Origin of the sequence: Bradyrhizobium sp. AUGA SZCCT0182 (assembly GCF_018130185.1) — a bacterium.
In the GTDB taxonomy this organism is placed as follows: domain Bacteria; phylum Pseudomonadota; class Alphaproteobacteria; order Rhizobiales; family Xanthobacteraceae; genus Bradyrhizobium.
Window position 1 is genome coordinate 36,313 of the sequence record NZ_JAFCLY010000043.1, and the last position, 26,729, is coordinate 63,041.

The 26,729-nt window shown below is 62.3% G+C and carries 21 protein-coding genes; 6 read left to right on the forward strand and 15 right to left on the reverse strand.

The window, feature by feature from the left end:
* Window positions 1–86 precede the first annotated feature (86 nt).
* The 5 genes from JQ611_RS32780 to JQ611_RS32800 all read right to left on the reverse strand — a co-directional run bounded on the left by JQ611_RS32780 (window position 87) and on the right by JQ611_RS32800 (window position 8,513).
* Window positions 87–1,382 carry a glycoside hydrolase family 130 protein gene (locus JQ611_RS32780; protein ID WP_212386501.1) on the reverse strand — a complete coding sequence of 432 codons (1,296 nt, stop codon included), beginning with the start codon at window positions 1,380–1,382 and terminating at the stop codon, window positions 87–89.
* Between the two features lie 31 nt (window positions 1,383–1,413).
* A complete protein-coding gene (locus tag JQ611_RS32785) occupies window positions 1,414–3,696 on the reverse strand; it encodes a glycosyltransferase family 4 protein (RefSeq protein WP_212467785.1) in 2,283 nt (760 codons plus the stop codon).
* A complete protein-coding gene (locus tag JQ611_RS32790) occupies window positions 3,693–4,646 on the reverse strand; it encodes a class I mannose-6-phosphate isomerase (protein WP_249133642.1) in 954 nt (317 codons plus the stop codon). Before JQ611_RS32790 ends, JQ611_RS32785 begins: the two co-directional genes overlap by 4 nt.
* 1,385 nt (window positions 4,647–6,031) lie before the next feature.
* On the reverse strand, window positions 6,032–7,063 hold the full coding sequence (locus JQ611_RS32795) for an endonuclease/exonuclease/phosphatase family protein (RefSeq protein WP_212386503.1): 1,032 nt from the start codon (window positions 7,061–7,063) through the stop codon (window positions 6,032–6,034).
* Between the two features lie 1,039 nt (window positions 7,064–8,102).
* Complete coding sequence (locus JQ611_RS32800) at window positions 8,103–8,513, reverse strand: (deoxy)nucleoside triphosphate pyrophosphohydrolase (protein ID WP_212035802.1); 411 nt, start codon at window positions 8,511–8,513, stop codon at window positions 8,103–8,105.
* A gap of 152 nt (window positions 8,514–8,665) precedes the next feature.
* On the opposite strand from JQ611_RS32800, the gene JQ611_RS32805 reads away from it, so the two are divergent.
* Entirely contained in the window at window positions 8,666–9,991 is a 1,326-nt protein-coding gene (locus JQ611_RS32805; RefSeq protein WP_212467786.1) for a TadE/TadG family type IV pilus assembly protein, read from the forward strand.
* A 111-nt stretch (window positions 9,992–10,102) separates the two neighbouring features.
* Here JQ611_RS32805 and argJ read toward each other — a convergent pair whose 3' ends face one another.
* Both argJ and JQ611_RS32815 read right to left on the reverse strand, forming a co-directional pair.
* A complete protein-coding gene (gene argJ, locus JQ611_RS32810; protein WP_212386504.1) occupies window positions 10,103–11,359 on the reverse strand; it encodes a bifunctional glutamate N-acetyltransferase/amino-acid acetyltransferase ArgJ in 1,257 nt (418 codons plus the stop codon).
* Between the two features lie 188 nt (window positions 11,360–11,547).
* Complete coding sequence (locus JQ611_RS32815) at window positions 11,548–12,462, reverse strand: peptidylprolyl isomerase (RefSeq protein WP_212467787.1); 915 nt, start codon at window positions 12,460–12,462, stop codon at window positions 11,548–11,550.
* A gap of 363 nt (window positions 12,463–12,825) precedes the next feature.
* Here JQ611_RS32815 and secA point away from each other — a divergent pair, with 363 nt between their 5' ends.
* Window positions 12,826–15,663, forward strand: a complete 2,838-nt coding sequence (secA, locus tag JQ611_RS32820) for a preprotein translocase subunit SecA (protein WP_212467788.1) — start codon at window positions 12,826–12,828, stop codon at window positions 15,661–15,663.
* A gap of 164 nt (window positions 15,664–15,827) precedes the next feature.
* Here secA and JQ611_RS32825 read toward each other — a convergent pair whose 3' ends face one another.
* The 4 genes from JQ611_RS32825 to JQ611_RS32840 all read right to left on the reverse strand — a co-directional run bounded on the left by JQ611_RS32825 (window position 15,828) and on the right by JQ611_RS32840 (window position 19,935).
* Window positions 15,828–17,336 carry a murein L,D-transpeptidase family protein gene (locus JQ611_RS32825; protein WP_212467789.1) on the reverse strand — a complete coding sequence of 503 codons (1,509 nt, stop codon included), beginning with the start codon at window positions 17,334–17,336 and terminating at the stop codon, window positions 15,828–15,830.
* 289 nt (window positions 17,337–17,625) lie between these two features.
* A complete protein-coding gene (locus JQ611_RS32830) occupies window positions 17,626–18,588 on the reverse strand; it encodes an acetyl-CoA carboxylase carboxyltransferase subunit alpha (protein WP_212270154.1) in 963 nt (320 codons plus the stop codon).
* A 187-nt stretch (window positions 18,589–18,775) separates the two neighbouring features.
* On the reverse strand, window positions 18,776–19,771 hold the full coding sequence (gene xerD / locus JQ611_RS32835; protein ID WP_212467798.1) for a site-specific tyrosine recombinase XerD: 996 nt from the start codon (window positions 19,769–19,771) through the stop codon (window positions 18,776–18,778).
* Between the two features lie 17 nt (window positions 19,772–19,788).
* The gene (locus JQ611_RS32840; protein WP_209839018.1) at window positions 19,789–19,935 is read right to left on the reverse strand and encodes a histidine kinase; all 147 of its coding nucleotides are present in this window, start codon (window positions 19,933–19,935) and stop codon (window positions 19,789–19,791) included.
* A gap of 189 nt (window positions 19,936–20,124) precedes the next feature.
* On the opposite strand from JQ611_RS32840, the gene JQ611_RS32845 reads away from it, so the two are divergent.
* The 3 genes from JQ611_RS32845 (at window position 20,125) to JQ611_RS32855 (ending at window position 23,337) form a co-directional block, all read left to right on the forward strand.
* On the forward strand, window positions 20,125–20,787 hold the full coding sequence (locus JQ611_RS32845; RefSeq protein ID WP_212467790.1) for a shikimate kinase: 663 nt from the start codon (window positions 20,125–20,127) through the stop codon (window positions 20,785–20,787).
* A complete protein-coding gene (gene aroB, locus JQ611_RS32850; protein WP_212467791.1) occupies window positions 20,784–21,926 on the forward strand; it encodes a 3-dehydroquinate synthase in 1,143 nt (380 codons plus the stop codon). The genes JQ611_RS32845 and aroB overlap by 4 nt, the downstream gene beginning before the upstream one ends.
* A gap of 64 nt (window positions 21,927–21,990) precedes the next feature.
* Window positions 21,991–23,337, forward strand: coding sequence for a hemolysin family protein (locus JQ611_RS32855; RefSeq protein ID WP_212270157.1), 1,347 nt, complete (start codon window positions 21,991–21,993; stop codon window positions 23,335–23,337).
* 21 nt (window positions 23,338–23,358) lie between these two features.
* Here the strand turns inward: JQ611_RS32855 and pyrF are convergent, their stop codons facing one another.
* The 4 genes from pyrF to JQ611_RS32875 form a co-directional block, all read right to left on the reverse strand.
* Window positions 23,359–24,261 carry an orotidine-5'-phosphate decarboxylase gene (pyrF, locus tag JQ611_RS32860; protein ID WP_212270158.1) on the reverse strand — a complete coding sequence of 301 codons (903 nt, stop codon included), beginning with the start codon at window positions 24,259–24,261 and terminating at the stop codon, window positions 23,359–23,361.
* Window positions 24,262–24,441: 180 nt separating this feature from the next.
* On the reverse strand, window positions 24,442–24,837 hold the full coding sequence (locus JQ611_RS32865) for a hypothetical protein (protein WP_249133638.1): 396 nt from the start codon (window positions 24,835–24,837) through the stop codon (window positions 24,442–24,444).
* A 196-nt stretch (window positions 24,838–25,033) separates the two neighbouring features.
* Window positions 25,034–25,549 carry an AAA family ATPase gene (locus tag JQ611_RS32870; RefSeq protein ID WP_212270159.1) on the reverse strand — a complete coding sequence of 172 codons (516 nt, stop codon included), beginning with the start codon at window positions 25,547–25,549 and terminating at the stop codon, window positions 25,034–25,036.
* Window positions 25,550–25,582: 33 nt separating this feature from the next.
* Window positions 25,583–25,861: a BolA family transcriptional regulator gene (locus JQ611_RS32875; RefSeq protein WP_212270160.1), complete on the reverse strand. Its 279-nt coding sequence runs from the start codon at window positions 25,859–25,861 to the stop codon at window positions 25,583–25,585.
* 108 nt (window positions 25,862–25,969) lie between these two features.
* Between JQ611_RS32875 and JQ611_RS32880 the strand changes: the two genes are divergently transcribed.
* Window positions 25,970–26,626: a J domain-containing protein gene (locus JQ611_RS32880; protein WP_212270161.1), complete on the forward strand. Its 657-nt coding sequence runs from the start codon at window positions 25,970–25,972 to the stop codon at window positions 26,624–26,626.
* Window positions 26,627–26,729: the final 103 nt, after the last annotated feature.

Genomic DNA, 26,729 nt, shown 5'->3' on the forward strand with positions numbered 1-26,729 from the left:
ACCGAGCTAGGCTCGGCGGAAGTCTCGAGGCAGCGGTAAAGCGGACGTCGAAGCAGGCTACCCGTGCGAATAGCTTCTCCGCACCATCAGGACATTGCTTGCAGCAGGGCTGCGATCTTGATGGTCGCAAAGTTGGAGTAGGTGTCGGATATGGCGTAGGGCAAAATGATCTGGTCATTGTGCCGCATCGCGCCGCAGGTATAGACCACGTTGGGAACATAGCCTTCGCGTTCTGACTGTTCGGGATGCAGCAACGGCTCGACCGAACGCGCCAGCACCCTGGACGGGTCTTTCTTGTCGAGCAGCGCCGCGCCGATCGAATATTTCCGGACCGGACCGACGCCGTGCGTGAGCAGCAGCCAGCCTTCATCCAGCTCGATCGGTGACCCGCAGTTTCCGATCTGCACGAACTCCCAGGGGAATTGTGGTTTCAGGATCGCCTGACCGCCGTCCCACTGATGCAGGTCATCCGAATAGATCAGATAGAGGTTCTCATTATCCTGACGCGCGATCATGGCGTACTTGCCGTCGATCCTGCGCGGGAACAGCGCCATGCCCTTGTTGTGGGCCGCGGTCCCCTGCAGCGGCGACATTCGAAATGACAGGAAGTCGCTGGTCTCGATCAACTCCGATCGTATCGCTCTGCCGGTATAGGCGGTGAAGGTGGCGTAGTAAGTCTTGTGGTCACCATCGCTGAATTCGACGAAACGGGCGTCTTCGATGCCCTGGGATTGAGATGCGGTAACCGGAAATATCACGCGTTCGCTGATATCCTGTTCCTCCTTGAAGGTGATCTCAACCGCTTCGCCTGATGGTCCGGATACGCGACGTCCGACCCGGGGGCTGGAGGCCAGCCGGGCGGTCGGATCGACGGCCAGGCTGCCGTCGGCGGCAATGGTGCCGGTGCGAAATGTCAGCGAAGACACGTGGCCTTCGCCAACCGCCCGGAGACTAAGCACGAAGCGGAGGCCGCCTTTCGGCGCTCCAGACTGGTCGGGATGCGGTACGATGCTGGGATTGAACAGCGCAGAGGCCTCGAACGAGTACTCGTTCAGGAAATAAGCACCGATCAACTGGCGCTGGACGCTGGAAAAAGCGCCGTGAGCCGCCAGCGCCTGTTCCATCTCGTCGGCGCGGAACTCGAATTCCTGCAGCAGGTTGCGATGCCGGCCTTGGAAGTTCTCCAGCACGTCGGCCAACAGGCTGGCTGTGACTTGCGGATCGAGTGCGAGCACGCGCTCGACGATGTGGTTGGCGCGGGTCTTGTCGGTCGGGTTGAGGTCGCGCGGTTCAGTCGTCGGCTTGAACGGGCGTACGATCACGCGCGTGGGGTCGGGGCGCAGATAGAGTGCTTGCCGATGCAGGAAAGTGGCTTGCAACAAGATGTCCTCGGTTAGTTGGAGGAAGCTGGACTCAGGCGCCGATGGCGCGAAGCGCCACGGGGGGTGTCACGCTGACATTGACGCGCGCAAGCTGACGAATATCGGCAAGACCGAGCAGATAGGACACGACCGACTCGCCGCCGCGGTTTTCGTTGGCGCGGTCGGGATGCAAGCCATCCCGGCAACTGCCGGTCTCGGGATCGACCAGCGCGATCGATAAATCGTTGCGGCCGAGAAACCAGGCGAAAACGTTGTTTGCGATCGCCTTCCATTCGGCGTCACCCTCCGCGCGCCAGGCGGTCAGGCAGGCCGCGATCGTCGCCGCCGCCTCTACCGGCTGCTGGTCGAACGCGCGCGGCGCCTGGCGCAGTTCACCGAAGCCGGCGGTGCCGACGGGGCGGAAATGTCCCATCGAGGTCGTTTGTTGTGTCATCAGCCAACGCAGGGACCGCAATCCGGCAGCGAGGTAATCGGGTGTTTGCGTGGCCATGCCTGTCAGCATCAAGGCTTGCGGCAGGCGCGCATTGTCATACGCCAGGCCTTCCTCGAACCACGACCAGTCCGGCGTTTCGACCGACGCGAGCCCCGACATCAACCTGTCGGCGAGAACGCGCCGGATTTCCCGGGCGTGCGCATCATCGCGAGCAACGGCGCAATAGCCGTCCAGACCCAGCAGGGTGAAGGCCAGTGCGCGGGGCGAACTGAAGGCCTCGACGGCCGGCAATGCCTCGGCAAACAAGGCGGCGGCCCATCGGCGTCGAGACGGGCTTGCGTCCCTGCGCGCGCACTCACCCAGCGCCCATAAGGTTCGCCCATGACTGTCTTCGGAGCCGCGATCTTCGAGCCAGGTTCGATTGAAGCCCATGAAATTGCGAAAGCGTTTGGTGTCCGGATTCCACGCATGCTGCACGAAGGCGGCAAAACGGGCCGTCAATACTTCGGACAAGCGCGTTTCGCCCGGATTGTTGAGGGCGCACGCCAGCAGCAAGGCGCGGGCATTGTCATCCACGCAATAGCCATGGGCGCGATCGGGCACCGAATGCACCGCATGCTGGAACAGGCCGGTATCGTCGCACATGGAAAGAAAGTGATCCAACTGCATGTCCGACGCCGCAGGGCTGTGCGCGATCGCGACCGGCCCGGTACGCGCCACCACCTTGAGCCAGTCCCCATGGCGCGCATGTTCGAAAGTGGCCATGTAACGCTCGGCCGTACGCTCCCATGTCATCGATCGGCTGATCGAGTAGGCACGCTCGCGCATTGCCTGCCGACGAGGGGCATTGGTGAGCAATTGCGCAATTTCCCTGCCGATCGCGACCGCGTTGCCGAAGGGAACGATGACGCCACGGCCGTCATCCAGCAGCTCCAGCGCGTGCCAATACGGCGTCGACACCACCGGCTTGCCCAATCCGAAGCTGTAGGCCAGCGTCCCCGACGTCATCTGCGCTTCATTGAGATAGGGCGTGACGTAGACATCGCACATCGAAATGAACTCTAACAACGTCGCCTGATCGACGAACTGGTCGAGGAATACGACATGGTTCTCGACGCCAAGTTCGCGCACGCGCGTCACAAGGCTCTCGCGATAGGCTTCGCCCTGGTCGCGCACCAGATTTGGATGCGTCGCGCCGAGCACGACATAGACCGCGTCCGCGCGACGTTCCAGGATCAAGGGCATGGCGTCGATCATGACCTCAATGCCCTTGCTGGGGGAGAGCAGGCCGAACGTCAGAATGACGGAGCGGTCGCTGAATCCGAGTTTGGCCTTTGCCGCGTCGGGCTCGACAAACGGAAAATCGGGAATGCCGTGCGCGATCACCTCGATCTTGTTGTCCGGTACGCGGTAAACGCTGCGCAGCATCTCGCGGCCCTTGTTGGCCATCACAATGATCTTCGAAGAAGCATCGACGATGCGCTCCATGACCGCACGCTGGGCGGCGGTCGGCTTAGCCAGCACTGTGTGCAGCGTGGTGATGACGGGCATGCTGAGGCGTGAAAGCAGCTCGAGGATGTGCCCGCCGGCTTCGCCACCGAAGATTCCGAACTCATGTTGCAGGCAGACGACGTCGAACCGGCCGGCGTTCAGGAAGGCCGCGGCACGCACATAGTCTTCAATGGTGTCATCCTTGATCTGCAAGGCAACCGAAGCGGGATAGTCGTAAGCTTGTCCGTGGTCGTTCATTGCGACAATGCTGACCTCCAGATCCGGCCGTGAACTGGAAAGCGCGCGTTCCAGATCGGTCGTGAAGGTGGCGATACCGCAGCGGCGGGGCAGCGAATTGCCGATGACGGCGATGCGGCGAAGCGGCGTCATGTTCGCGCCTCCTTGGCGCCTTCAAACTGCGGAACAGCAGGAGCAGCCGGATTGGCAGCGTTGCCCGGTGTTTCACCAAGCCTTTGCAACAGGGAATCGATCGGACGGCTCGCCGGATACGCGATCAAGGCACTCAGTCCATGGCTGCCGACCTCGATGCTGGTGCGACCGCCGGCAACGAAGATGGCCTCCCCGATCGAGGCCGCGACCAGTCCAATGGCGGCGTGACCGTTGAGAACAAGAATCCAGGTCTCCGGTTCGGCAAGCAGCGCCCAGCTTGAACCCTCGGGCAGCTCAACGCGCTCGAGAACGAAATGCCGGCTGGCGACGAGGACCGTTCGGTCCGCGGAAAGGCGCGTCGGATTGCAGGGCGTTCGAAGCGGCCATGGGTGAGCGACCGCGACCCCGTCGTCTTCGTGCAATTCGCGTTGCCGGCCATAGTCGAACAGGCGGAATGTCGCGTCACTGCGCTGCTGAATTTCGGCCAGCACAATACCGGCGCCGATGGCGTGGATGGTGCCGGCCGGGATGTAGATGACGTCGTCTTTCGCAACCGCTCGCCAGTGCATCAGTTCGGCGATCGACCCGTCCCGGATGGACGCCCGCAATTGCTGTGGTGTTACCTGGTGCTTTAATCCAGCGCCGATCTGCGTGTCGGGCTCAGCCGAAAGGATATACCACGCTTCGCTCTTGCCGTTCGGCATCCCGATCGCGCGTGCGTAGGTGTCGTCCGGATGTACCTGGATCGACAAGGGTTCGCTGGTGAATAGCAGCTTGAGGAGCAAGGCCGGGATAGGCGCATCCTTGTCGGCCCGCTCGAACCACAGCTCGCCGATGGCGTCACCAGAGCCGTCAATATTGCTCCAGGGGTGCAGATCACGGGCCCCCCAGGGCTTGTGGACGACCCGCACGGCGGCATGTTCGGTAGGCATAGGATGTCCCTGACCCATGACGCGCACGTCAGGGCGACGTGCCGTTGGCCGCGATCGTTGTTAGGATTTGGCGTGGCTAAGGCGTGGCGTACCCGCACGGGTGCTTGAAGCGGATCGGACGCCGAGTGTTCCTTAGGTGGCTACTCCACCACGCGATTACAACCTGTCGCGGCCTGTTTACTCTCCTTGCCCTCAAGCGGAAGCGGTCGCCTCCATTTCCCCGGAAGCGCAGCATCGATGGCCGAAAGACGCTGCCAATCGGTCTAACAGGGGAACCGGGGCCGTTATGGTTGGTCGAGTGTCGATGGGGTGCCAGACTTTGGTCCCCAGGAGGGACGAGGCCCGGTCCACGCCGGGAGCGCATCCCATTCGGCCCATCGCATGCGGCGCTCCTCATTTCCAACTCTGACAAAAACGAAAGCAGCGTCATCGCTGCCCGTTTTTGATCCGGCGAACATGGCCGGCACGCCATACGCGTTCCTGACAGTTGCTTTGTTGGCCATTGCGACCTTCCGATGGGTTTGTTCTGCGGTCTTGCGTGGACGGATCAACTTTGAAAAATGACCGCGGCGGCGATCAGCATGACGAAAAAGTTCGGCAGCAGCACCGGAGGCACAAGCCACTCACGGAAGCCGGATGTTGGGGGATTTGACAACGGACCGCCTGCTTGGTTGAGGCGGGAGCGCAACGCTCTCAGTCATCGATAACTGCCGGGGGCGCGCGATGATATTCCACATATAGTCTCTTTTGCCCAAATAGCGAGATGGCAACCGGCTTATTTCAGCATTTGTTTGGACGATGCCTGCGGCACTGTCGGATATTCGTTAACTGCATGTGCTTACAGTTTCCGCACATGGTCACGATTTGTGTTTCATGAACGGATTGGCGGGATACGTGCAGCAGATCGAAACCAATGACCCTACCGAGGCCCGACGCAGCCGCTACGCCCAGTATCGAGGACAAGTGGCCACGCTGACCTTTGGCTCTGCGACCGTGAGGGGCATGGTCCGATCGGTCAAGGAAGACAGTTCCAGTATTCCCGTTCGATGGCTGGTTACCGTCGTTTCGCCATAGCGGCGACCAACATTGCAGATTGATCAAATGATGCCGCGCCTCACGTTGGTGAGATTTGAACTTACGGATCTGGGTGCCGCCAGCTTCGTCTAGCCGCCCAACCGCTTCATGCCGGTCAAGTTGCGCGCCTTTCTGGACTTCATGCTGCCACGCCTCCGGGCACGCATTGGCGACCTGTCGAAACGTACCGTGCCGCGGGGACGAACCCGTTCGGCCCCATTGGATTGAGGAGCGGCCGATCCTCGCTTCGGCTGCGACGGCGCTTTCGTTCGCAATGCCCGTGGCGGAAGACCTTTGCAGGGCCTGGAATCCCTCACTTGTCCGGAAAATCACTTGCCATCCCAGGCCGCCAGCGATTTCAGGTACGTATCTGTCTGGTCGACGCTGAACTCGGTCCACATGATCAGGTGATCCGACATTTGGTAGGTGCGCCATTGCGGGAATGCCTTGGCGGTCGGTGCGCTCTTGCCGCCTTTGAATTCCTTCGGATCGTCAAAAACGTATTTGAAGAAGTCGAAGATGCCGGCATTCGTGCTTGTCACACCTACCTTCTGTTTGAAAAACGCGATCTGGTCATAGAACTTGTCCTGGGCCACGTTGCTTCCGGCAGGCAGTTTCTGCAGTGCGGCCGGCACCACGAACTTGTTCTTCGTGAGCGCCTCATACGTCTTGTCGGTGCGCGAGAAGATGTTGAAGTCGCCAAGCAACACAAGATGTTCGGGCGAATAATCAACCGGCGTCTTGGTGTTGATGTAGTCTTTCGCCTTCGCGGCAAGCAGCTTGGCGAGTGCGTTGATCTCGTCGACGCGCTTCGGATCCTCGGCCTTGCTCGTACCGTAGTAGATGTGGACCGTGCAGAGATTGAACTTGGCCCAGCCGACCTGAAAGCCACAGACGAACGGCGTGCGGGCGATCTGGCTCATGATCTCCGTCGCGCTCTTGCCGGGCAGGACCAGTTCACCGGCAAGGCCGGTAAAGCTGACCTTGGTCGTGTTGTAGACGAAGGCAAGCCGTTCGCCATTGCCGCTGTCGGCATAGCTGACATCCGTGAAGATGACGTTCCATTGCCGGCCTAGCAGCCGCATGATGTCCCTGAGCGCCTTGAGATCGGCTCGGACTTCCTGAACCGCAATCAGGTCGAAGCGGCTCATGCACTCCGCGATGTAATACATCGCGTCGGGCGTGCGTCCGCCGTATTTGGCGCCGCCGAACTCACGAATGTTCCACGTCGCCAGCAGCAGCGAGTGGTCGCTTTTGGCCGGCACCTTGCTTTTAAGTCCGGCACGCAACTTTCGCAGCCCGGCTATGATGCGTTGCCGCTGTTTCGTATCCTTGATCCACCGCAGACCTGTGTAATTCACGACGCTCTCCCCCGTTGCGAAGGTGCTCTCCGATTGCGAAATGTGGTTATACAATCACTGATTTAGGCGATCTGAAAGGGGCAATCGCGGAAAGCCACAACAACTCTCCGCAACATGCCCGTTGTTCGGTCTTTCCCGGACCTGCTGGTATCGACGATAGAAGCTCTGAATAGGCGTGATCGATCTCCACCGAAGGCTCTGCTCGCCATGACGGTGGCCGCAGACTTGCGAACCACGCGTGTCGCAATTCCTTGGCCGAATTGCGAACACCGACTGCGTCGCCTCGCGCGCAAGCGCAATCTTGCGGTCCGCCTGCGACAAATCAACCCGACGGGCAAATCAGTTCTGATTGTCAGAAATCGCGTCAAGTCTAAAATTTCCGAAAATCAAAAATATTCTTGTTTCCATGCGACCCAAATCAGTGCACATTTATGCCCATCCCGTCCCACTCAGAGGGGCGTTGGCCATCGTCACAACGAGGGGCGGGTCGCGGTGGACGCTGATGTTGCGCTTTGACGCGTGCAGCATTGGCGTACGGTGAAGTCGTGTGGTCCTGACGCCCGTAACGGCGTCAAGTCCCGCGGGAGCTAACGCTTCCGAGGGGCGACGGTGGCAATAGAGGCCGTCTCACCGGGGAGAGCACGATATAAGCCGTAAAGCCATTGCGCAGGGAAGGCCGGATGCTCTCCGCTGGACCTGTATGCTCGTGTGCGCATTCTTATGCACAATTGCACACGAGACCGCGGGTGCAGCGCGCACCCGGTCTTCCCTGCGCCCTCTGATTTCGAGGGCAAGGAAATTTCTGGCAAAGCTCGGGCGCAATGCGTCGCGAGAACGTGAAACTGCGTTTACATGATGGTGCAAGGTGCGCGCGCCAAACACCGCCGTCGTCCCGGCCTTGCGCCGGGATCCATACGCCGCGGCCCATCGATGAAAGCGCTTGCGTTAGAGACCTTCGGTTACAACGACTGCCGCGGCGTATGGGTCCCGGCGTTCGCCGGAACGACGAGAGATTTATGTATGAGCTCGCTCGCTTACCTCACAACAGCAAGTCCAGCAGATGCGGGATCAGCGGAATGTCCGCGGGAGGCATCGGGTAGTCGCGCAGTTTGCCCGCGCGCACCCAGGCCAGTTGCTGGCCTTCGCGTGCGATCACCTGGCCTTCCCAGCGCCGGCAGATGTAGAGCGGCATCAAGAGATGGAAAGTCTCGTAGGCGTGGCTGGCAAAGGTCAGCGGCGCCAGGCATGGCTCGCTGACGTCGATACCGATCTCTTCATGCAGTTCGCGGATCAGCGTCTGCTCGGGCCGTTCGCCGGGCTCGACCTTGCCGCCGGGGAATTCCCACAAGCCCGCGAGCGCTTTGCCTTCCGGACGCTGCGCCAGCAGCACCCGTTTGTCGGCGTCGACCAGCGCGCAGGCAACCACGAGGGTTAGTTTGATGTCGGCCATGAGGGGCTGTTTGCAAGATTTTTGGGCAGGCGTGGAAGATTTCATTAACGAGCCAACCTCATGTCGCCAAACGATTTGTTTGCGGCTCGGGAACCCAAATTTAATTTGATGTTGGCAGGGTGCGTCCAGTTTCGGCCCAGAACAGGCATCCTATGCGCGCTTTTACTTCTCTGCTCAACCGCTTTCGTCGCGACCGCTCCGGCAATATCGCCGTGATATTTGCAATCGCGTCGCTGCCCATCATATCGGCGGTCGGATGTGCGGTCGACTATTCGCGGGCCACCCAGTTGCGCAGCAAATTGCAGGCGGCGATCGACGCGGCCAGCGTGGGCTCGGTCGCCAAGATCGCGCCCGGCTTCATCGCCGCGGGATCGATGACCTCGGATGGGCCGATCCCGGCCGGCGTCGCCGATGCCACCAACATCTTCAACGCCAACATGAACGGCGTCACCGGCTACACGCTCAACAACATGACGCCGGCAATGACCAAGGCCGGGAGCGTCATCACCTCGACGGTTCAGTTCTCCGCCACGGTTCCGATGATGTTCCTCGGCGTGATAGGCAAGACCAGTGTCACCGTGACCGGCGCGTCGACCGCCACCACCAGCATGCCGCTCTATATCGATTTCTATCTGCTGATGGACAATTCGCCATCGATGGGCGTCGGCGCGACGCCGGCCGATGTAAGCAAGATGGTCAACAATACGTCGGACAAGTGTGCGTTTGCCTGTCACGATCTCAATAACAACAATAACTACTACAAGCTTGCAAAAACCCTCGGCGTGACCACGCGGATCGACGTGCTGCGCAGCGCGACCGAGCAGTTGATGGACACCGCGGCCGCTACCCAGACCTATTCGAGCCAGTTCCGGATGGCGATCTACGATTTTGGCGCATCTGCGGGCTCGGCCGGGCTAAGAGCCCTGTTTTCGCTGTCTTCCAGCCTGTCGAGCGCCAAGAGCGCGGCCGGCAACATCGACTTGATGACCGTCAACGGTCAGAACCAGAACAACGACCAGGACACCCAGTTCACCAGCATCATACCCGCGATCAACAGCGCGATCAGCGCGCCCGGTGCCGGCACGTCCTCGGCGCCGCTGAAGTATCTGTTCTTCGTGTCTGACGGCGTCGCCGACGAATACAATCCGGGAACGTGCATCAAGCCGACCACCAGCAGCGGACGCTGCCAGTCGCCGCTCAACGCGGCGCTCTGCACGGCGATCAAGTCTCGCGGCATCAAGATCGCGGTGCTCTACACCACCTATCTCGCGCTGCCGACCAACGCCTGGTACAACTCGTGGATCGCGCCGTTCAATACCGGGCCCTACGGGCCGTCGCCGAACAGCCAGATCGCGCAGAACATGCAGAGCTGCGCCTCGACCGGACTGTATTTCGAGGTCAGCCCGACGCAGGGCATTGCGGAAGCGATGAACGCGCTGTTCAAGAAGGCCATCGCCGACGCCCGGATCAGCGGCTAGGACCGCCGCCATTCGGGGCGATGCGAAGCACGAACCTCAGATGCGCAATTGCGCATCGGGGAATTTTGAGATTCCGGGTTCAGTCCTGCGGACTGCCCCGGACTGACCAGATCACGACCGGTAGTCGCCGTTGATGGCGACGTATTCCTTGGTGAGGTCGCAAGTCAGCACGCGGTCGCGGCCCTTGCCGAGGCCGAGGGAGACCTTGATCTGAATCTTCGGGCTTTTCATCGCCTCGGAAACCTCCGCCTCGTTGTAGGACGGATCGCGCGCGCCGCTTTTGGCGACGCGGATGCCGTTGAACGAGATCGACAGCTTGTCGCGGTTGGCGGGCTCGCCGGCCTTGCCGACCGCCATCACCACGCGGCCCCAATTGGCGTCCTCGCCGGCGATCGCGGTCTTGACCAGCGGCGAATTCGCAATCGACATCGCGATCCGGCGCGCCGAAATGCTGGTGGTCGCGCCCTCGACGATGACCTCGACCAGTTTTCGCGCGCCTTCGCCGTCGCGGGCGACTTGCTCGGCAAGATCGGCGAGCACCGCGCGGAATGCCTTGGTGAAGGCTTTCAGCCTCGGATCGCTGGCGCGCGTGATTTTTGGGGCGCCGTGGGCGGCGGCCGTTCCGGTGGCGAACGCCAGCAGCGTGTCCGATGTCGAGGTGTCGCTGTCGATGGTGAGGGCGTTGAAGGTATCCTGGACGCCGCTCTTGAGCAGCGATTGCAGCACGGCCGACGACAGCGGTGCGTCGGTAAACACGAAGGACAGCATGGTCGCCATGTCGGGCGCGATCATGCCGGCGCCCTTGGCCATGCCGTTGATGGTGACCTTGGCCTTGCCGAGTTTCACGGTCGCGGTCGCGACCTTCGGGAAGGTGTCGGTGGTCATGATCGCCCGGGCCGCGCCCATCCAGTCCGCGGGCGCAGCGCTGTCGGCCAGCGTGCCCAGCACGCCGTCGAATTTGGTGGCGTCAAGCGGCTCGCCGATCACGCCGGTGGAGGCGAGAAACACCTCATTTGGTTTGCATCCGACCGCCTTGGCGGCAATCGACGCCGTCAAGGTCGTGGCCTGCCGCCCGGTCTTGCCGGTGAAGGCATTGGCATTGCCGGAATTCACCACCAGCGCGCGCGCAAGCCCCTTGGACGAACCGCCGCCTTTGAGTTGGGCGCGGCACCATTCCACCGGGGCGCTTGGGCATTTCGATTGGGTGAAGACACCGGCCGCATTCGTTCCCTTGTCCATGATCGCGAGCAGCACGTCGGTGCGTCCCTTGTAGCGGATGCCGGCGGCAGCCGTGGCAAGCCGCACGCCCGCGATCACGGGCATGTCGGGGACTTCGGTTGGTGCGAGGGGAGAAACGGCTGATGACATGGGGGCGCCTTATCGACAGGAAGACTGGAAGCGATCTGGCCGGATCCGGAAAGCGCGAGGCGCCCAGGATTCGCGGCCATCCACGTCTTCAGCATCCGTTGATGAAGGCCCTAAGACATGGATGCCCGGCACACCTGAGTGGGCCGGGCATGATGCCTAAATACTGAAGTCGGGCGGCGAAGTCGATTTTATTTCTTCGCCGGCGCCATCTTGGAGGCGTCGGGCTTGGCAGCCTCGGCAGGCTTCGCCGCCGGCTCGGCCGGCTTGTCCATGCGCTCGACCTTGGCGGCCTCGCGCAGCTTCGCCACGTAATCGGCCTGCGCCTTGCGCGTCACATAGGTTTCGATCTGGGGCTTCACCTGCTCGAAGTCGGGCGCCTTGCGGTTGCGCTTTTCCTCGACCTTGATGATGTGCCAGCCGAACTGCGATTTGACGGGATCGGAAATCTTGCCGGGCTCGAGCACGAACGCCACGGCCGAGAATTCCGGCACCATCTGCTCCTTGGTGAAGAAGCCGAGGTCGCCGCCGTCGGAGGCGCCGGGGTCCTTGGACTTTTTCTTGGCGAGATCCGCGAAATCGGCGCCCTTTTTCAGCTCTTCCGCGACCGCCTTGGCCTCGTCCTCGGTCTCGACCAGGATGTGCCGGGCGTGGACTTCGGCTTCGCCGGTGATCTGCTTGGAGGCCTCCTCATAGACCTTCTTCATGGCCTCGTCGGTGGTTGCCGCCTTGCCTTCGGTGGCCAGCAGGCTGTCCATCAAAAGACGGCTGCGCGCGAACGCAATGCGCCGCTTGAAGTCCTCGGAATTCTCGACCTTTTTATCCTCGGCGGCCTTGGCGACGATCTTGAGGTCGATCAGGAACGCCAGCACGTTGTCCTTCTTGGTCGCCGGGTCCATCTGGGCGAGGCTGGGGCCAAGTTCCTCTTCGGCCAGCGCGACGTCGCTCTGACGGATTTCCACGCCATTAACCTTCGCCAGAACGGGGTTGTCCTGGGCGCGGGCCGGCAGGCCGGCGGCCAGAACCGCAGCCAGGCAGGTCGTCAGGGCCAGGGAGGCCAAGCCGAAGCGCAGGCCGGTTTTCGTTTCCGGGAACGGGGAGGTCATGCAAAATCCTTGTCTTGAAGATGGGAATGCCAAAGGCGGCGGGACACTCGCCCAATCATGGCACCTTGGCAACGCGAAAAGTCTGTCAAAATGATGAATTCCTTGACATCTTGGCGACGTTGACAAGCCTGTGGCCCAGCCATATCTCTGCCGGAACCAATCGATGGCGATAGCACTTATTTTACTGGGCTTTTTGCCGTTGAACCTTAGCTTGCCTGAATCCCACTCACTTGGCGGATGACCCCCGGATCGGGGCGTTTGCCGCGACGCGTCACGGTGAGTTGATAGGCAACTTGGTGGATCACGTCACGGCCGCAACGCAAGACACGGCTTAGCAAGACACGGCATAGACAGGAACTCGGCATGATCGGCGCGCTCGCCCGCAAGTTTTTCGGCTCCGCAAATGACCGGCGGGTGAAGGGATACCAGTCCCGCGTCAACGCCATCAACGCGCTCGAGCCCACGCTCGCCGCGCTGTCGGACGAGGCGCTGAAGGCCCGCACCGCCGAATTCCGCGAGCAACTCGCCAACGGCAAGACGCTCGACGAACTCCTGGTTCCGGCCTTTGCCACGGTGCGCGAGGCGGCCAAGCGCACCCTCGGCCAGCGCCATTTCGACGTCCAGCTGATCGGCGGCATGGTTCTGCACGAGGGCGACATCGCCGAGATGAAGACCGGCGAAGGCAAGACGCTGGTCGCGACGCTTGCGGTCTATCTCAACGCGCTGGCGGCTAAGGGCGTCCACGTCGTCACCGTCAACGACTACCTCGCCCGCCGCGACTCCGAATGGATGGGGCAGATCTATAATTTCCTCGGACTGAGCGTCGGCGTGATCGTCCACGGCCTCGACGATGCCGAGCGCAAGGAAGCCTATTCGCGCGACATCACCTACGGCACCAACAACGAATACGGTTTCGACTATCTGCGCGACAACATGAAGTACCGCCTGGAGGACATGGTCCAGCGCAGCCACTTCTACGCCATCGTCGACGAAGTCGACTCGATCCTGATCGACGAGGCGCGTACGCCCCTGATCATCTCCGGCCCGCTCGACGACCGCTCGGAGTTCTACAACACCATCGACACCTTCCTGCCCAAGCTCGACAAGACCGATTACGACGTCGACGAGAAGCAGCGCACGGTGACGCTGACCGAAGCCGGCATGGAGAAGATCGAAACCCTGCTGCGTGACGCCGGCCAGCTCAAGGGCGAGTCGCTCTACGACGTCGAGAACGTCTCGGTGGTTCACCACATCAATCAGGCGCTGCGCGCCCATTCGCTGTTCAACCGCGACAAGGACTACATCGTCCGCGACGGCGAGGTCATCATCATCGACGAATTCACCGGCCGCATGATGCAGGGCCGGCGCTATTCCGAAGGGCTGCACCAGGCGCTGGAAGCCAAGGAGCATGTCCAGGTCCAGCCGGAAAACCAGACGCTGGCCTCGATCACCTTCCAGAACTATTTCCGGATGTACGCCAAGCTCGCCGGCATGACCGGCACCGCGCTGACCGAAGCCGACGAACTGTTCGACATCTACAAGCTCGAGGTCGTCGAAATCCCGACCAACGTGCCGGTGGCGCGCCTCGACGAGGACGACGAGGTCTATCGCACCCAGACCGAGAAATACGCCGCGATCCTGGCCGAGATCGAACGCGCCAACGCGCGGCTGCAGCCGGTGCTGGTCGGCACCGCCTCGATCGAGAAGTCGGAAGTGCTGGCCGAGTACCTGAAGAACCACGGCTACAAGCAGATCGATTTCGGCTCGGAATCCGGTATGGAGAAGCTCTATGCCGCGGCGCGCGCGGGCAAGCCTGCGAAACTGTTCGCGGTGCTGAACGCGCGCTTCCACGAACAGGAAGCCTATATCGTCGCGGAAGCCGGCGTCCCCGGCGCGATCACGATCGCGACCAACATGGCCGGCCGTGGTACCGACATCAAGCTCGGCGGTTCGCTCGAGATGCGGATCCTGCAGGAGACCGCGCACATCACCGACGAGGCCGAGAAGGCTGCCAAGATCGAACTCATCAAGGCCGACATCGAGCGTTTCCGCGAGATCGTGCTGAAGGCCGAAGACGTCGTCGAAATCGAACCCGCCAAGGGTTCGAAGCCGGCCAAGACCATCACCAAGCCCGGCGGGCTCTACATCATGGGTTCGGAACGCCATGAATCGCGGCGCATCGACAACCAGCTGCGCGGCCGCTCCGGCCGTCAGGGCGACCCCGGACGCTCGAAATTCTTCCTGTCGCTGGAAGACGATTTGATGCGGATCTTCGGGTCCGACCGGCTCGATACCATGCTGACGCGGCTCGGCCTCAAAGAGGGCGAGGCGATCATCCATCCCTGGATCAACAAGGCGCTGGAGAAAGCGCAGCAGAAGGTCGAGGCGCGCAACTTCGACATCCGCAAGAATTTGCTCAAATTCGACAACGTCCAGAACGACCAGCGCAAGGTGATCTTCGACCAGCGCGTCGACCTGATGAAGGACGACAGCGTCGCCGAGACCGTCGCCGACATGCGCCACGCCTTCGTCGAGGACGTCGTGGCCAAGCACGTGCCCGAACATGCCTATGCCGAGCAGTGGGACGTCACCGGCCTCAAGGACGAGTTGAAGCGCGTGCTCGACGTCGACCTGCCGGTCGATGAATGGGCCAAGGAAGAGGGCATCGCCGACGAGGAATTGCTGGCGCGCATCGAGAAGCATGTCGACGAGCGCATGGCGGCCAAGGTCGCGCAATGGGGCCCCGACGTGATGCGCTACGTCGAAAAGACCATTCTGCTGCAGACGCTGGATCATCTCTGGCGCGAGCATCTGGTGATGCTCGACCATCTGCGCCAGGTGATCGGCCTGCGCGGCTACGGCCAGCGCGATCCGTTGCAGGAATACAAGTCGGAAGCCTTCAGCCTGTTCGAGGCGATGATCGCGCATCTGCGCGAGGCGGTGACGGCGCAGTTGATGCGGGTCGAGATCGTTCCGCCGGAAGAAGCACAGCCGGCGTTGCCGGTGATGGAAGCGCACAAGCTCAACCCGGATACCGGCGAAGACGAGATGGCGTTCGCCAATGCCTCGCTGGTGCCCGAGGTCAGCGCCGCCGACCGCGATCCCAAAAATCCCGCCACCTGGGGCAAGGTCGGCCGCAACGAGGATTGTCCCTGCGGCTCCGGCAAGAAGTTCAAGCACTGCCACGGCAAGTACGGCTGAGCTGCTCGTGATCGTGCGTTGACGGCGACTCTATCGTCGTCCCGGCGAAGGCCGGGACCCATAACCACGAATGTTGGTTATGGATGGGACCAAAGCCCCACTAATTTCGCGCAACATTGAGATCGGTGGCTATGGGTCCCGGCCTTCGCCGGGACGACAGCGATTTACTTCACTGCCCCGAAGCGGCTGTCGAACGAGTTCGACGAGACGATCGGCGCCGATCCGGCGACCTGCGCGGGAGCGGCCGGAGCCGGGGTATCGGTCACCGACGGTTTCAGCGGCGGCCGGGTTGCGGCTTGCTTTGGTTCGGCCTTCGGCGCTGACGTCTTCGGTACCGCAGCCTCTGCGCGCGGCGCTGGCTCGGACCGCTTGGCCTCGATAACTTTCGGCTTCACGGGTGCGGCCGGCGGTGTGCTTGAGGTGCTCGCGGTTGCATCGCCGCCGCCAATGCCGACCTTGCGGGCCAGGCTGGAGAACCATCCGTCGGATTGTGCGGCCGGCGCGGCGTTGGCGACCCGTGTCGGGGCCGGGGTCGAGGCTGTCGGTCCGGCTGTTGGCGCGCTGGCGACCGCAGCAAGCTTCGGCTCCTGCGGCGCGCCGAGCAGGAGATTGTCGGAAGGCGCGCGGGGCGGATTGACGTGGGAGGGGATGGTGCCGGGGGCGCGGGCCAGCGAGAGCGCCGCCAGTCCCTGGCTGTCGCCGCCTTCCGAGAGCCCGGTGCTGGCTTCAGGAACGCGCGCGGCGAATACCTTGTGCATGCCGCCGTCGATGCCGGTGTTGAGCCGCGCGACCGGCGTGCCCTTCGAAATCAGCTTGGCGGTTTCCGCGGCCTCGGTCTGCTGCTTCTCGCGCACAGCGTCGGCGACTCCCTCGGGGATTGCATAGGCCGGGCATTTACCTGACGCGTCGAACACCGGGTCGCGCGTGGCGTTGGGCGCCCTGATGGCGTCGAACACGTATTTCTTCTCGCAGAAATCGACCTTCGGCTCGTGCTTCGTCACCTCGAAATGATCGTAGCCTTGCTTGATCATTCTCCAGAACGGCATGTTCGGATTGTTGCGATGCTTCGCCATGTTGATCGGCGTCATCTTGAACGGATAGGCCTGCAGCTGGAACGACTTCTGGCCGCCAAAGAAGGACTCGCGCCCCAGCGAATAGATTTCCGCGATCTGCTCGTCGGTCATCGCGTAGCAGCCGCGCGAGGAGCAGTCGCCATGCACCATCAGCTGCGATCCGGTGCGGCCGAGCGCCTTGTCGAATGCGTTGGGATAGCCGGTGTTGAACGACAGATAATAGGCCGACTGCGGATTCATCTGCGCCGGCGAGATCGAATAGAAGCCTTCCGGCGCCTGGCGGTCGCCCTCTTTGATCTTCGGTCCGAGATCGCCCGACCAGCGGCAGATCGGATAGGTCTTCAGCAGCGCGAAGCGGCCGGAACGATCCTGCTTCCAGATTTCGAGTTCGGCTTCCTGCTTGAACAGCCGGACCAGGATCGGCGAATTCAGGTCCATATCCTTGGCGACCATGTCCGCGATCAGTTTCGGCGGAACCGGCTGGTTGGCCTTGGCATTGTTGGCCAGCGAAATCTCGTCGCTGTTGCAGCCGGCCAGCATGACGCTGGCCGCGAGGGCAGCCGACGTGATGAGCGCGCGAACCAGCGAGCGATAAATCAAAAGCTAAGCTCCACACCCATCGGGCAATTTTCGCACCCCAACCACAGCGTCATGCCCTGAAGCCGATGTATAAAATCTTACCCTTTAGGCCGATTTGTCGCAACTCGAACCCGCCGCACAAGCCGGTACCTTGGCGGGCATGGTCAACAGACCTTAAAGAACGCGGTCGGGGCATAATTGCGGCCAAATTCAACGATTTGGCGAAAAATCGGCGATTTTGCGATCGGGCCTGCCGCGTTAGCGGCTCGCAGCCACCTGATCTCCCCAAAAGGCAGGGAATCGAGCCCGTTCAGCCCAGTTTGCGGCCGATATCGAGGAATTTCTGCCGCCGCTGCTTGCGCACCGCATCCGCATCGAGGTTGCGGAGGTCGTTGAAGGCCTGGGCGATGGCATCGCCGGTGGAGGCGATGATGGCGGCGGGGTCGCGATGGGCGCCGCCCGGGGGCTCTTTCAGGATCTGGTCGATGACGCCGAATCGCAGCATGTCCTGGGCGGTGATCTTCATGCTGGTGGCGGCTTCCTGGGCCTTGGTGCCGTCCCGCCACAGGATCGAGGACGCCGCTTCAGGCGAGATCACGCTGTAGATCGCATGTTCGAACATCAGCACGCGGTTGGCGGTGGTGATCGCAATCGCCCCGCCGGACATGCCTTCGCCGGTGATGATCGCGACATTGGGCACGCCGAGCGACAGGCAGGCGTCGGTGGACCGCGCGATCGCTTCCGCCTGTCCGCGTTCCTCGGCGCCGATGCCGGGATAGGCGCCGGCCGAATCAACTATCGACAGCACGGGGATGCCGAACCGGTCGGCCAGCTCCATCAGGCGAACGGCTTTGCGATACCCTTCGGGGCGCGCCATGCCGAAATTGTGCTTGATGCGGCTTTCGGTGGTGGCGCCCTTTTCCTGGCCGACCACGCAGATGGCTTCGCCGCGGAAGCGGCCGAAGCCACCCATCAGCGCTTCGTCCTCGCCGAACTTGCGGTCGCCCGCCATCGGCGTGAATTCCGTGATCAGCGTGTTGATGAAATCGGTGAAGTGCGGCCGCTGCGGATGGCGTGCCACCAGCGTCTTCTGCCATGGCGTCAGGCTGGCATAGAGGTCGGTCAGCGCCTGCGACGCCTTGTCCTCGATTCGCGCAATCTCATCGCCGATGTCGCTGCCGGTTGCAGCCAGCGCGCGCAACTCGTCGACCTTGGCCTCGAGTTCGGCGACGGGTTTTTCGAAGTCGAGGTAGCTGCGCATCTGATCCGGCATCAAACCAATATAGGGAGGAACTTAGCTGCGGGCGAAGTGGTTTCGTCTTTGAGAAAGAAGATTAGTCTCTTCAACGATTTAGCTGACGTTCTGGGCGGAGGCCCATGGCGGGTAGCGATAGAGTGAGGCTGTTTCGGGGGAGAAGGCGTCGAAGTCAAGGCGGCATACTTGCTGGATACGCGGAAGTCTACTTCTCCGCCAGCGGATGCAGGTCGCGCACCAGGCTCTTGAGCCGCTCCTCGACCACATGGGTATAGATCTGCGTGGTCGAAATATCAGTGTGGCCAAGCAGCGTTTGCACGATGCGCAGGTCGGCGCCGTTGTGCAGGAGGTGGCTGGCGAAGGCGTGACGCAGCACATGCGGTGAGACCAGCCGCGGCGCCAGCCCCGAGGCGGATGCAAGCTCTTTGAGGTCGCGCGCGAAATGCTGTCGCGTCAGATGTCCGCTTTCGCCGAAGGAGGGAAACAGCCATTTCGAGGCGGGGGCGTTTTTCTTCTTCTCGGGCTTCAGCGCTTCCATCGCGGCGAGGTAATCGGCCATCGCCTGCCGCGACGCCTCGTTCAGTGGTACCAGCCGTTCCTTGTTGCCCTTGCCGCGCACCACGATCATGCGGGCGTCGCGGCGCGCCGCCGACAGCGGCAACGCCACCAGTTCGGAAACGCGCAGGCCGGTGGCGTAGAGCACTTCGAGCAGGCAATGCAGCCGCAGCGCGCGAAGCCGCTGCTGAGGCGAGGCGTCGGTTTCGGTGAGCTCCTTGGACCGCGTCAGCATGCGGTCGACGTCCGCGATCGACAGTACCTTGGGCAGGCTGCGGCCGCGTTTCGGGCCGGACAGGATCGCCGCGGGATCGTCGCTGCGGATTCGCTCATTGAGCAGGAAGCGGAACAGATGGCGCAGCGCGGAGAGACGCCGCGCGACGGTAGTGGATTTGAAGCCGCGGGAATCGAGATCAGCGAGATAGTCCCGCAGCGTCTGGGTCTCGGCACCGGCAAAACTTTGGCCGGCGCGGCCCAAAAATTCGGAACAATCCGTGAGGTCGCGGCGATAGGCGTCGAGCGTATTGTCGCCCGCCCCCTGTTCCGCCGCGAGCATGTCGAGGAACAGGTTGGTCAGCTTTGGGTCTGAATTCGTCTTCGAAGTGGTCTTGTTCGAAGTAGTCTTGGAAGTGTTCCTGGGGCCCATCCTTGAGACCATAGCGCCTATTTCTTGAGGAACTTATCCGGAGGGATCGTCACGATCATTTCCCGTGGCTTCGGATTGACGAAATTCGCCAGGGCGAAGACCACGCCATAGCCGATCCCGGCGATAATGCCGACGACCGTCAAAAAGCGGAACAGACTGGGCATCAGGGCGCCTTGAGGGCGGGCTTGAGAGTGACCTTGGGCCGCGAATTAACCATTGAAATCATCGGGGTTGGACGCACCTGACTACCTACATGTTCCCCTTGGCGTTGCAAGAGTCTCTGGCATGGGTATCGGCGGGGGTAGTATAGGTGGCGCAGAAACGCGGAAAATCCGCAGCTGACAGAGTTTGGGATGCCCGAGACCGCCATACCGGCACAAGCAAGCACCCCCCAGGAGGCCGAGATCGCGGCGGCGCTGGGGCGGCGTTCGATCGTGCTTGTCGGCATGATGGGCGCCGGCAAATCCACCATTGGCCGTCGGCTGGCGGCGCGGCTGCGGCTGCCGTTTTTCGATGCCGATATCGAGATCGAGGCCGCGGCCGGCATGTCGATACCGGACATTTTCGCGGCCCATGGCGAGCTCTATTTCAGGGATGGCGAGGCCCGGGTGATCGCGCGGCTGCTCGACAGTGGGCCGGCCGTGATCGCGACTGGCGGCGGCGCCTTCACGGAGCGCGAGGAAACCCGCAAGAGGATCGCCGACAAGGCGGTGTCGATCTGGCTCAAGGCGGACATCGACGTGATCATGAAGCGCGTCAAGCGTCGCGCAGACCGGCCGCTGCTGCAGACCGAGGATCCGGTTGCGACGGTCGCCCGCCTGCTCGAAGCCCGCGAGCCGGTCTATCAGGGGGCTGATCTGACGATTCTGTCGCGCGACGTGCCGCATGACCGGATTGTCGATGAATGCATGGACGCCCTGCGCGGCAGGTTGTGTGGCCACGCCGCGCCGCCAGCCCAGGAGTCAACGACGACAGCAACGACGGCACCAACGGACGGGATAAGCGCTACCTCATGACGGCACCACTGAAACACTCTGACCCCATCACCGTCGACGTCGCGCTCGGCGACCGCGCCTATGACATCATCATCGGCCGCGACGTACTGCAGACTCTGGGCGCGCGGATCGCCGCGCTGCGGCCGGGCGTGCGGACCGCCATCGTCACCGACCGCACCGTTGCCAAACACTGGCTCGAACCAGCGCAAGCGTCGCTGGCCGCGGCCGGCATCCCGACGTCGCATGTCATTGTGGAGGAGGGCGAGGGGTCGAAAACCTATGCCGGACTGGAGAAGGTCTCCGAGGCGCTGGTCGCAGCCAAGATCGAGCGCAACGACCTCGTGATCGCGCTCGGCGGCGGCGTCGTCGGCGACCTCGCGGGATTCGCGGCGGCGATCCTGCGACGCGGGGTTGATTTCGTGCAGGTGCCGACCTCGCTGCTGGCGCAGGTGGATTCCTCCGTCGGCGGCAAGACCGGCATCAACTCGCCGCAGGGAAAAAATCTGCTCGGCGCGTTTCATCAGCCGGTGCTCGTTATCGCCGACACCTCAGTCCTGGACTCGCTGTCGCCGCGCCAGTTCCGCTCCGGCTATGCCGAAGTCGCCAAATATGGCGTGCTCGGTGATGAAGCCTTCTTCGCCTGGCTCGAGACCAATCACTCCGGCATCTTCTCCGGCAGCGCGGCGCGCGAGCATGCGATTGCCACTTCGTGCCGCGCCAAGGCCGCGATCGTGTCGCGCGACGAGCGCGAAACCGGCGAACGCGCGCTGCTCAATCTCGGCCATACCTTCGGCCATGCGCTGGAGGCCGCAACCGGCTTTTCCGATCGCCTGTTCCACGGCGAGGGCGTTGCCATCGGCACGGTGCTGGCGGCGGAATTTTCCGAAAGCCTCGGCATGATCTCGCCAGCCGACGCCGCACGCGTCGAGCGGCATCTGGCTTCGGTTGGCTTGCCGACCCGGTTGCAGGACATCGCCGGCTTCACCCAGGAAGGGCTGGCGGATGCCGATACGCTGATGGCGTTGATGGCGCAGGACAAGAAGGTCAAGCGCGGCAAGCTCACCTTCATCCTGCTGGAGGCGGTGGGGCGCGCGGTGATCGCAAACGACGTCGAGCCGGCATCGGTTCGCGCCTTCCTGCAACAGAAGCTGTCGGAATGAGAACGGGACTGTCAGGGCGCATCATGGAGCCGTCGCGCGGGCTTGGTGCCGTCGCGAGGCAGTCATGAGTTCGACCGCGTTCAATCTGCTGCTTGCGTTCCTCCTGCTCGCCGCCAACGCGTTCTACGTGGCGGCCGAGTTTGCGCTGGTGAAGAGCCGGGGGTTTCGCATCAGGGCGATGGTCGAGCAGGACCGGTTCGGCGCGCGCCTGCTGCAGGGCATGATGGGCAACATCGAGGCCTATCTCGCGTGCTGCCAGCTCGGCATTACCATGGCCTCGCTCGGCCTCGGCTGGGTCGGCGAGCCCACCGTTTCGGCGCTGCTCGAGCCGTTGCTGATCCCGCTCGGAATGTCGCAAGCCACGTTGCACTTCGTGTCGTTCATCGCCGGGTTCCTGGTGTTCTCCTCGCTGCACATCGTGATCGGCGAGCAGGTGCCGAAGACGCTGGCGATCAGGCAACCGATGCCGGTTTCGCAATGGATCGCGTATCCGCTCTATTTGTCCTATCTGGTTTTCTGGCCGCTGAACTGGCTCCTCAACAGCGCGTCACGCGGAATTTTGCGCCTGCTCGGCGTGCAGGAATCCTCACAGCATGAAATCCTCACCGACTCCGAGATCGAGGGGCTGGTGGAGGAATCGGCCGTGCACGGCGGCATCGAAAGCGGCGAGGCCGAATACATCCACAATGTTTTCCGCTTTGGCGATCTTGCCGTGTCTGACGTCATGGTGCACCGCACCGCCATGGTGATGATCAATGCCGATCTGCCGCCGGACGAACTGGTGCGCGAGGTGCTGGCGACCGAATACACCCGCATCCCGCTGTGGCGCGACAAGCCGGAAAACATCATCGGCGTGCTGCACGCCAAGGATCTGCTGCGCGCGATCCGCGCCTCCGACGGCGATACCTCGCGTATCAACGTTGCGGCCATCATGCTGCCGCCATGGTTCGTGCCGGAGATGCGGCCTCTGTCCGAACAGCTCAAGGCGTTCCGCCGCCGCAAAACCCACTTCGCGCTCGTCGTCGACGAGTATGGCGAAGTCGAAGGCATGGTGACGCTGGAAGACGTTCTGGAAGAAATCGTCGGCGACATTTCCGATGAGCACGACGTGGTCGTGGCCGGCGTCCGCGCCCAGCCCGACGGCTCCGTGGTGGTCGATGGTTCCGTGCCGATCCGCGATCTCAACCGTGCCATGAACTGGCATCTGCCCGACGAGGAGGCGACCACGATCGCCGGTCTCGTAATTCACGAGGCGCGTTCGATCCCCGAGCGCGGCCAGAGTTTTACGTTCCACGGCTTCCGCTTCCGCGTGCTGCGCCGCGAGCGCAACCGCATCACCGCCTTGCGGATCGTGCCGGTGCCGCGCGAGGCCGAAGAACAGAAGCCGAGGCGGGCGGGCACGGCGTTCTGAGCGCCGCCCGCGCAATGGCGATCAAGCCGGGATGGCGCGGTTTCCGCGATAGTCATAGGCAATCGCCGTCTTGAAGTCGTCGATCCTGCCAATGATGAGTGCTCGATAATCTTCCGCGGAAATTCCGTGATCCGCTACCCGCGTCAGGCCGCGCGAGACCGGGATCAGCAGGTCGCCTGCCGTGTTGCCGCGCAAGGAGTGAATGGCCGCGGCATCGCCGCCTTGCGCGCCAAGGCCGGGAGCCAGGATGATCGAGCGGGGCAGCAATTGGCGCAGGCGCCGGCCTTCATGCGGCACGGTCGCGCCGACCACCGCGCCCACCGCGTTCAAACGAGAGGCACTGCTGGCGTTGACACCCATCGCAGCAATGAGATCGGCGAAGCGGTCGGAAACAAGGCGATTGCCCGTCATCTTGTCCTGCAGCCAGCCCGCGCCGGGATTGGACGTACGGCAGAGCACGAACAGCCCCTTGCCGAACCGGTTCGCGCATTCCACGAAAGGTTCGAGCGTATCCGGGCCCATCAAGGGATTGACGGTCAGGCAGTCGGCTTCGAAGTCGCCGCTGCCACCGGCGGAAGCCGGGGTCAGATAGGCGCGGGCGTAGGCGGCGGCGGTGGCACCGATATCGCCTCGCTTGGCGTCGAGAATGACGCCGATGCCCGCGGCCCTTGCTTTCTTGATCCCGGAAGCGAGTGCCGTGAGGCCCGTCAATCCGCATGCTTCAAAATAAGCCGACTGGAATTTGACGAAGCCGATACGTCCCTCGATGGTTTCGATGGTGAAATTGACGAAGCGGTCGATCCAGCCGCTGTCGTGGCCGAAGAATTCAGGGATATCGGAAAGCGACGGGTCGATGCCGGCGACGAGATCGCCAAATCTGGCAACGTTTCGCTCGACCAGTTCAATCCATGAAGGAGCGTCCATCGATTGTCTTTCCGGAAGAATATGCCGTCACCGCTTTCAGCCGTGAGCGTTCGAATAACATTCCCCCGCAGGCCAAGGGGAATGAAGTTCGAGTTTCACACCGCTTATTGTCCCGGCACGAAGCCCGTTGCGGTTTCGGAGTATTCATTCCGCATGGTGGCTGCGCATTATTGAAAAATCCTATTCAATATCGATCGCAACGCCGCTGAGCTTCCACGTCCCTTCGGATTCGATGAAGCCAAGCTGGTACTTGACCTGCTTGGGCGCCGTCTGGAAACGGCCTTTCAGTTTCAACACGCCCTGCTCGTCGATCCTGGCGTCCTCGTCGGGAACCATCTTTTGCGCCACCACGGCGTCGAACACGGCGTGCTTTTCGACCAGGTCCTTGAACACGGCCCGCAGCTTTTCCGGCGGGAACTGCTCGCGAAACGGTTTTGAGATCTTGGCGTGGAGAATGGTGAAATTGTCAGCGGCGACCGCGTCGTTCAGCGTCACCAGGATGCTTTTCACCAGCACCTCCTGGGCGGCGGGACCGGGCATGTCGAGCGCGAAAGCCTCGATGGGACACGTGGCCATCAACGCCGCAACGGCTGCCGCCAACCCCTGATGTGCCCAATAGCGCATCGGACGACCCCATCACATGGCGATGGCATCGGGGTCAGTCCGACCCCGCGTTCTCATGGAAACCGCACCACCGCGCGACTGATTGTCTCACAAAGATGAATGTGCTGCCACCGTCCTGCGTCGATCTTCGCGTCGGCATGGCGTACGTTCAGGCCAGATAGCGGATCGCTTCCGCGAGTAACCGTTCCGGCGGCTCCGCCGAGGTATCCAGCGTCAGCCTTGCATCGGTCCACGCCTCATATTCGGCGCGCCGTTGTTCGACCCTGGCCCAGTCGATCTCGGCCATCCCGTCAATATTGCGGATACGGGCGTCGATACGGCGGCGGTGGATTGCCTGGTCCACGCAGATGCATTCGATGATCTTCAAATCCGCGCGATATTTTGCCGCAAGCTTTCGCCACGCCGCGCGCGGGGCCTCGACCGGATTGACCGCGTCGATCAGGACGGAATGATTGAGCCGCAATTGTTCTGCTGCCAGGGCTTGTGCGACCTCATAGGCCGCGATCCCCGTTTGATCCCGGGAGAGGCCGCCGCGCCACATCGCCGCCTCGATCGGATCGACCGACAATAGCGGCAGCGAAAAATGCCGGGAAAGGCCTTCCGCCAGCGTGCTCTTCCCGGAACCGGGAAGCCCGGCCAAAACAACGAGCTTCAGCGTGGTCATCGGACGCTTATATCTGTGGCAGGGGTGATAAAATCAGCGGCCCGTAGTTTCCCCGGGTGCCTGCGCCTTGATCGCCAGCGCGTGCACGGACCCCTTCAGTTCCGCCTCGAGCGTCGCATTGACCATGCGATGACGTTCGATCCGGCTCTTCCCTTCGAAGGCCGGCGACACAATATATACCCGAAAATGCGTCTCGCCGCCCGGCCTGTGGCCGGCATGGCCCTCATGCAGATGTGATTCGTCCGTTACGTCGAGGCTTTCGGGTACGAAAGCTTCACTCAACTTGTTTATGATATCGTCCTTGGTGCTCATGACGGCGGCATTACGTCCGGGACCGTTTTTCGTCAATGCCGGATCGGAACAGAGGTATTCGCAATGTCAAGACTTGAAGCCTCGGGCATTGCGTAGTCAAAGTCAGCCATGCCAATCGATTCATCCAAATTCTTCGACTCCATTCGCATCAAGCCCAACAAGCTGAGCGCGAAGCAGCAGGCTGCGGCGCGCGAAGAATCCGCCATGTGCGAATGGCCGGAGTGCAAGAACAAGGGCCCGCACCGCGCGCCCAAGGGCCGCGAGAACTCGAAAGAGTACTGGCACTTCTGTCTGAACCACGTCCGCGAATACAACCAGGGCTACAATTTCTTCCAGGGCATGAGCGCCGATTCCGTCGCGCGCTATCAAAAGGATGCGCTGACCGGCCACCGCCCGACCTGGAAGATGGGCGCCAATGGCGGCAAGAAGGGCAAGGCCGGCACCGAGCCGGACATCGACGCCGCGTCCGATCCGTTCAGCATGTTCTCGGAGCTCAACGGCCGCGGCCGCTGGCGGCCCGGACCGGGCGGCGCGGCCGGCGAGGTCAAACCTGAGACCCGCAAGGTGATGAACGCCGAGCGCAAGGCGCTGCAGGTGATGGGGCTCGGCCCCGACGCGACGCTGGAAACGGTGAAGGCAAAATACAAGGCGCTGGTGAAGCAGCACCATCCCGACGCCAATGGCGGCGACCGCTCCACCGAGGATCGCCTGATCGAGATCATCAAGGCGTATAATTACCTCAAGACGGTCGTGCGCGGCGCATAGTTATCGTCGTCCCGGCGAACGCCGGGACCCATAGCCACCAACGGTCGTTGGTTTGCGCGCTGGTCGTTACCTTCCTTTTCCAACAACAGAAGCCGCGGAGTAT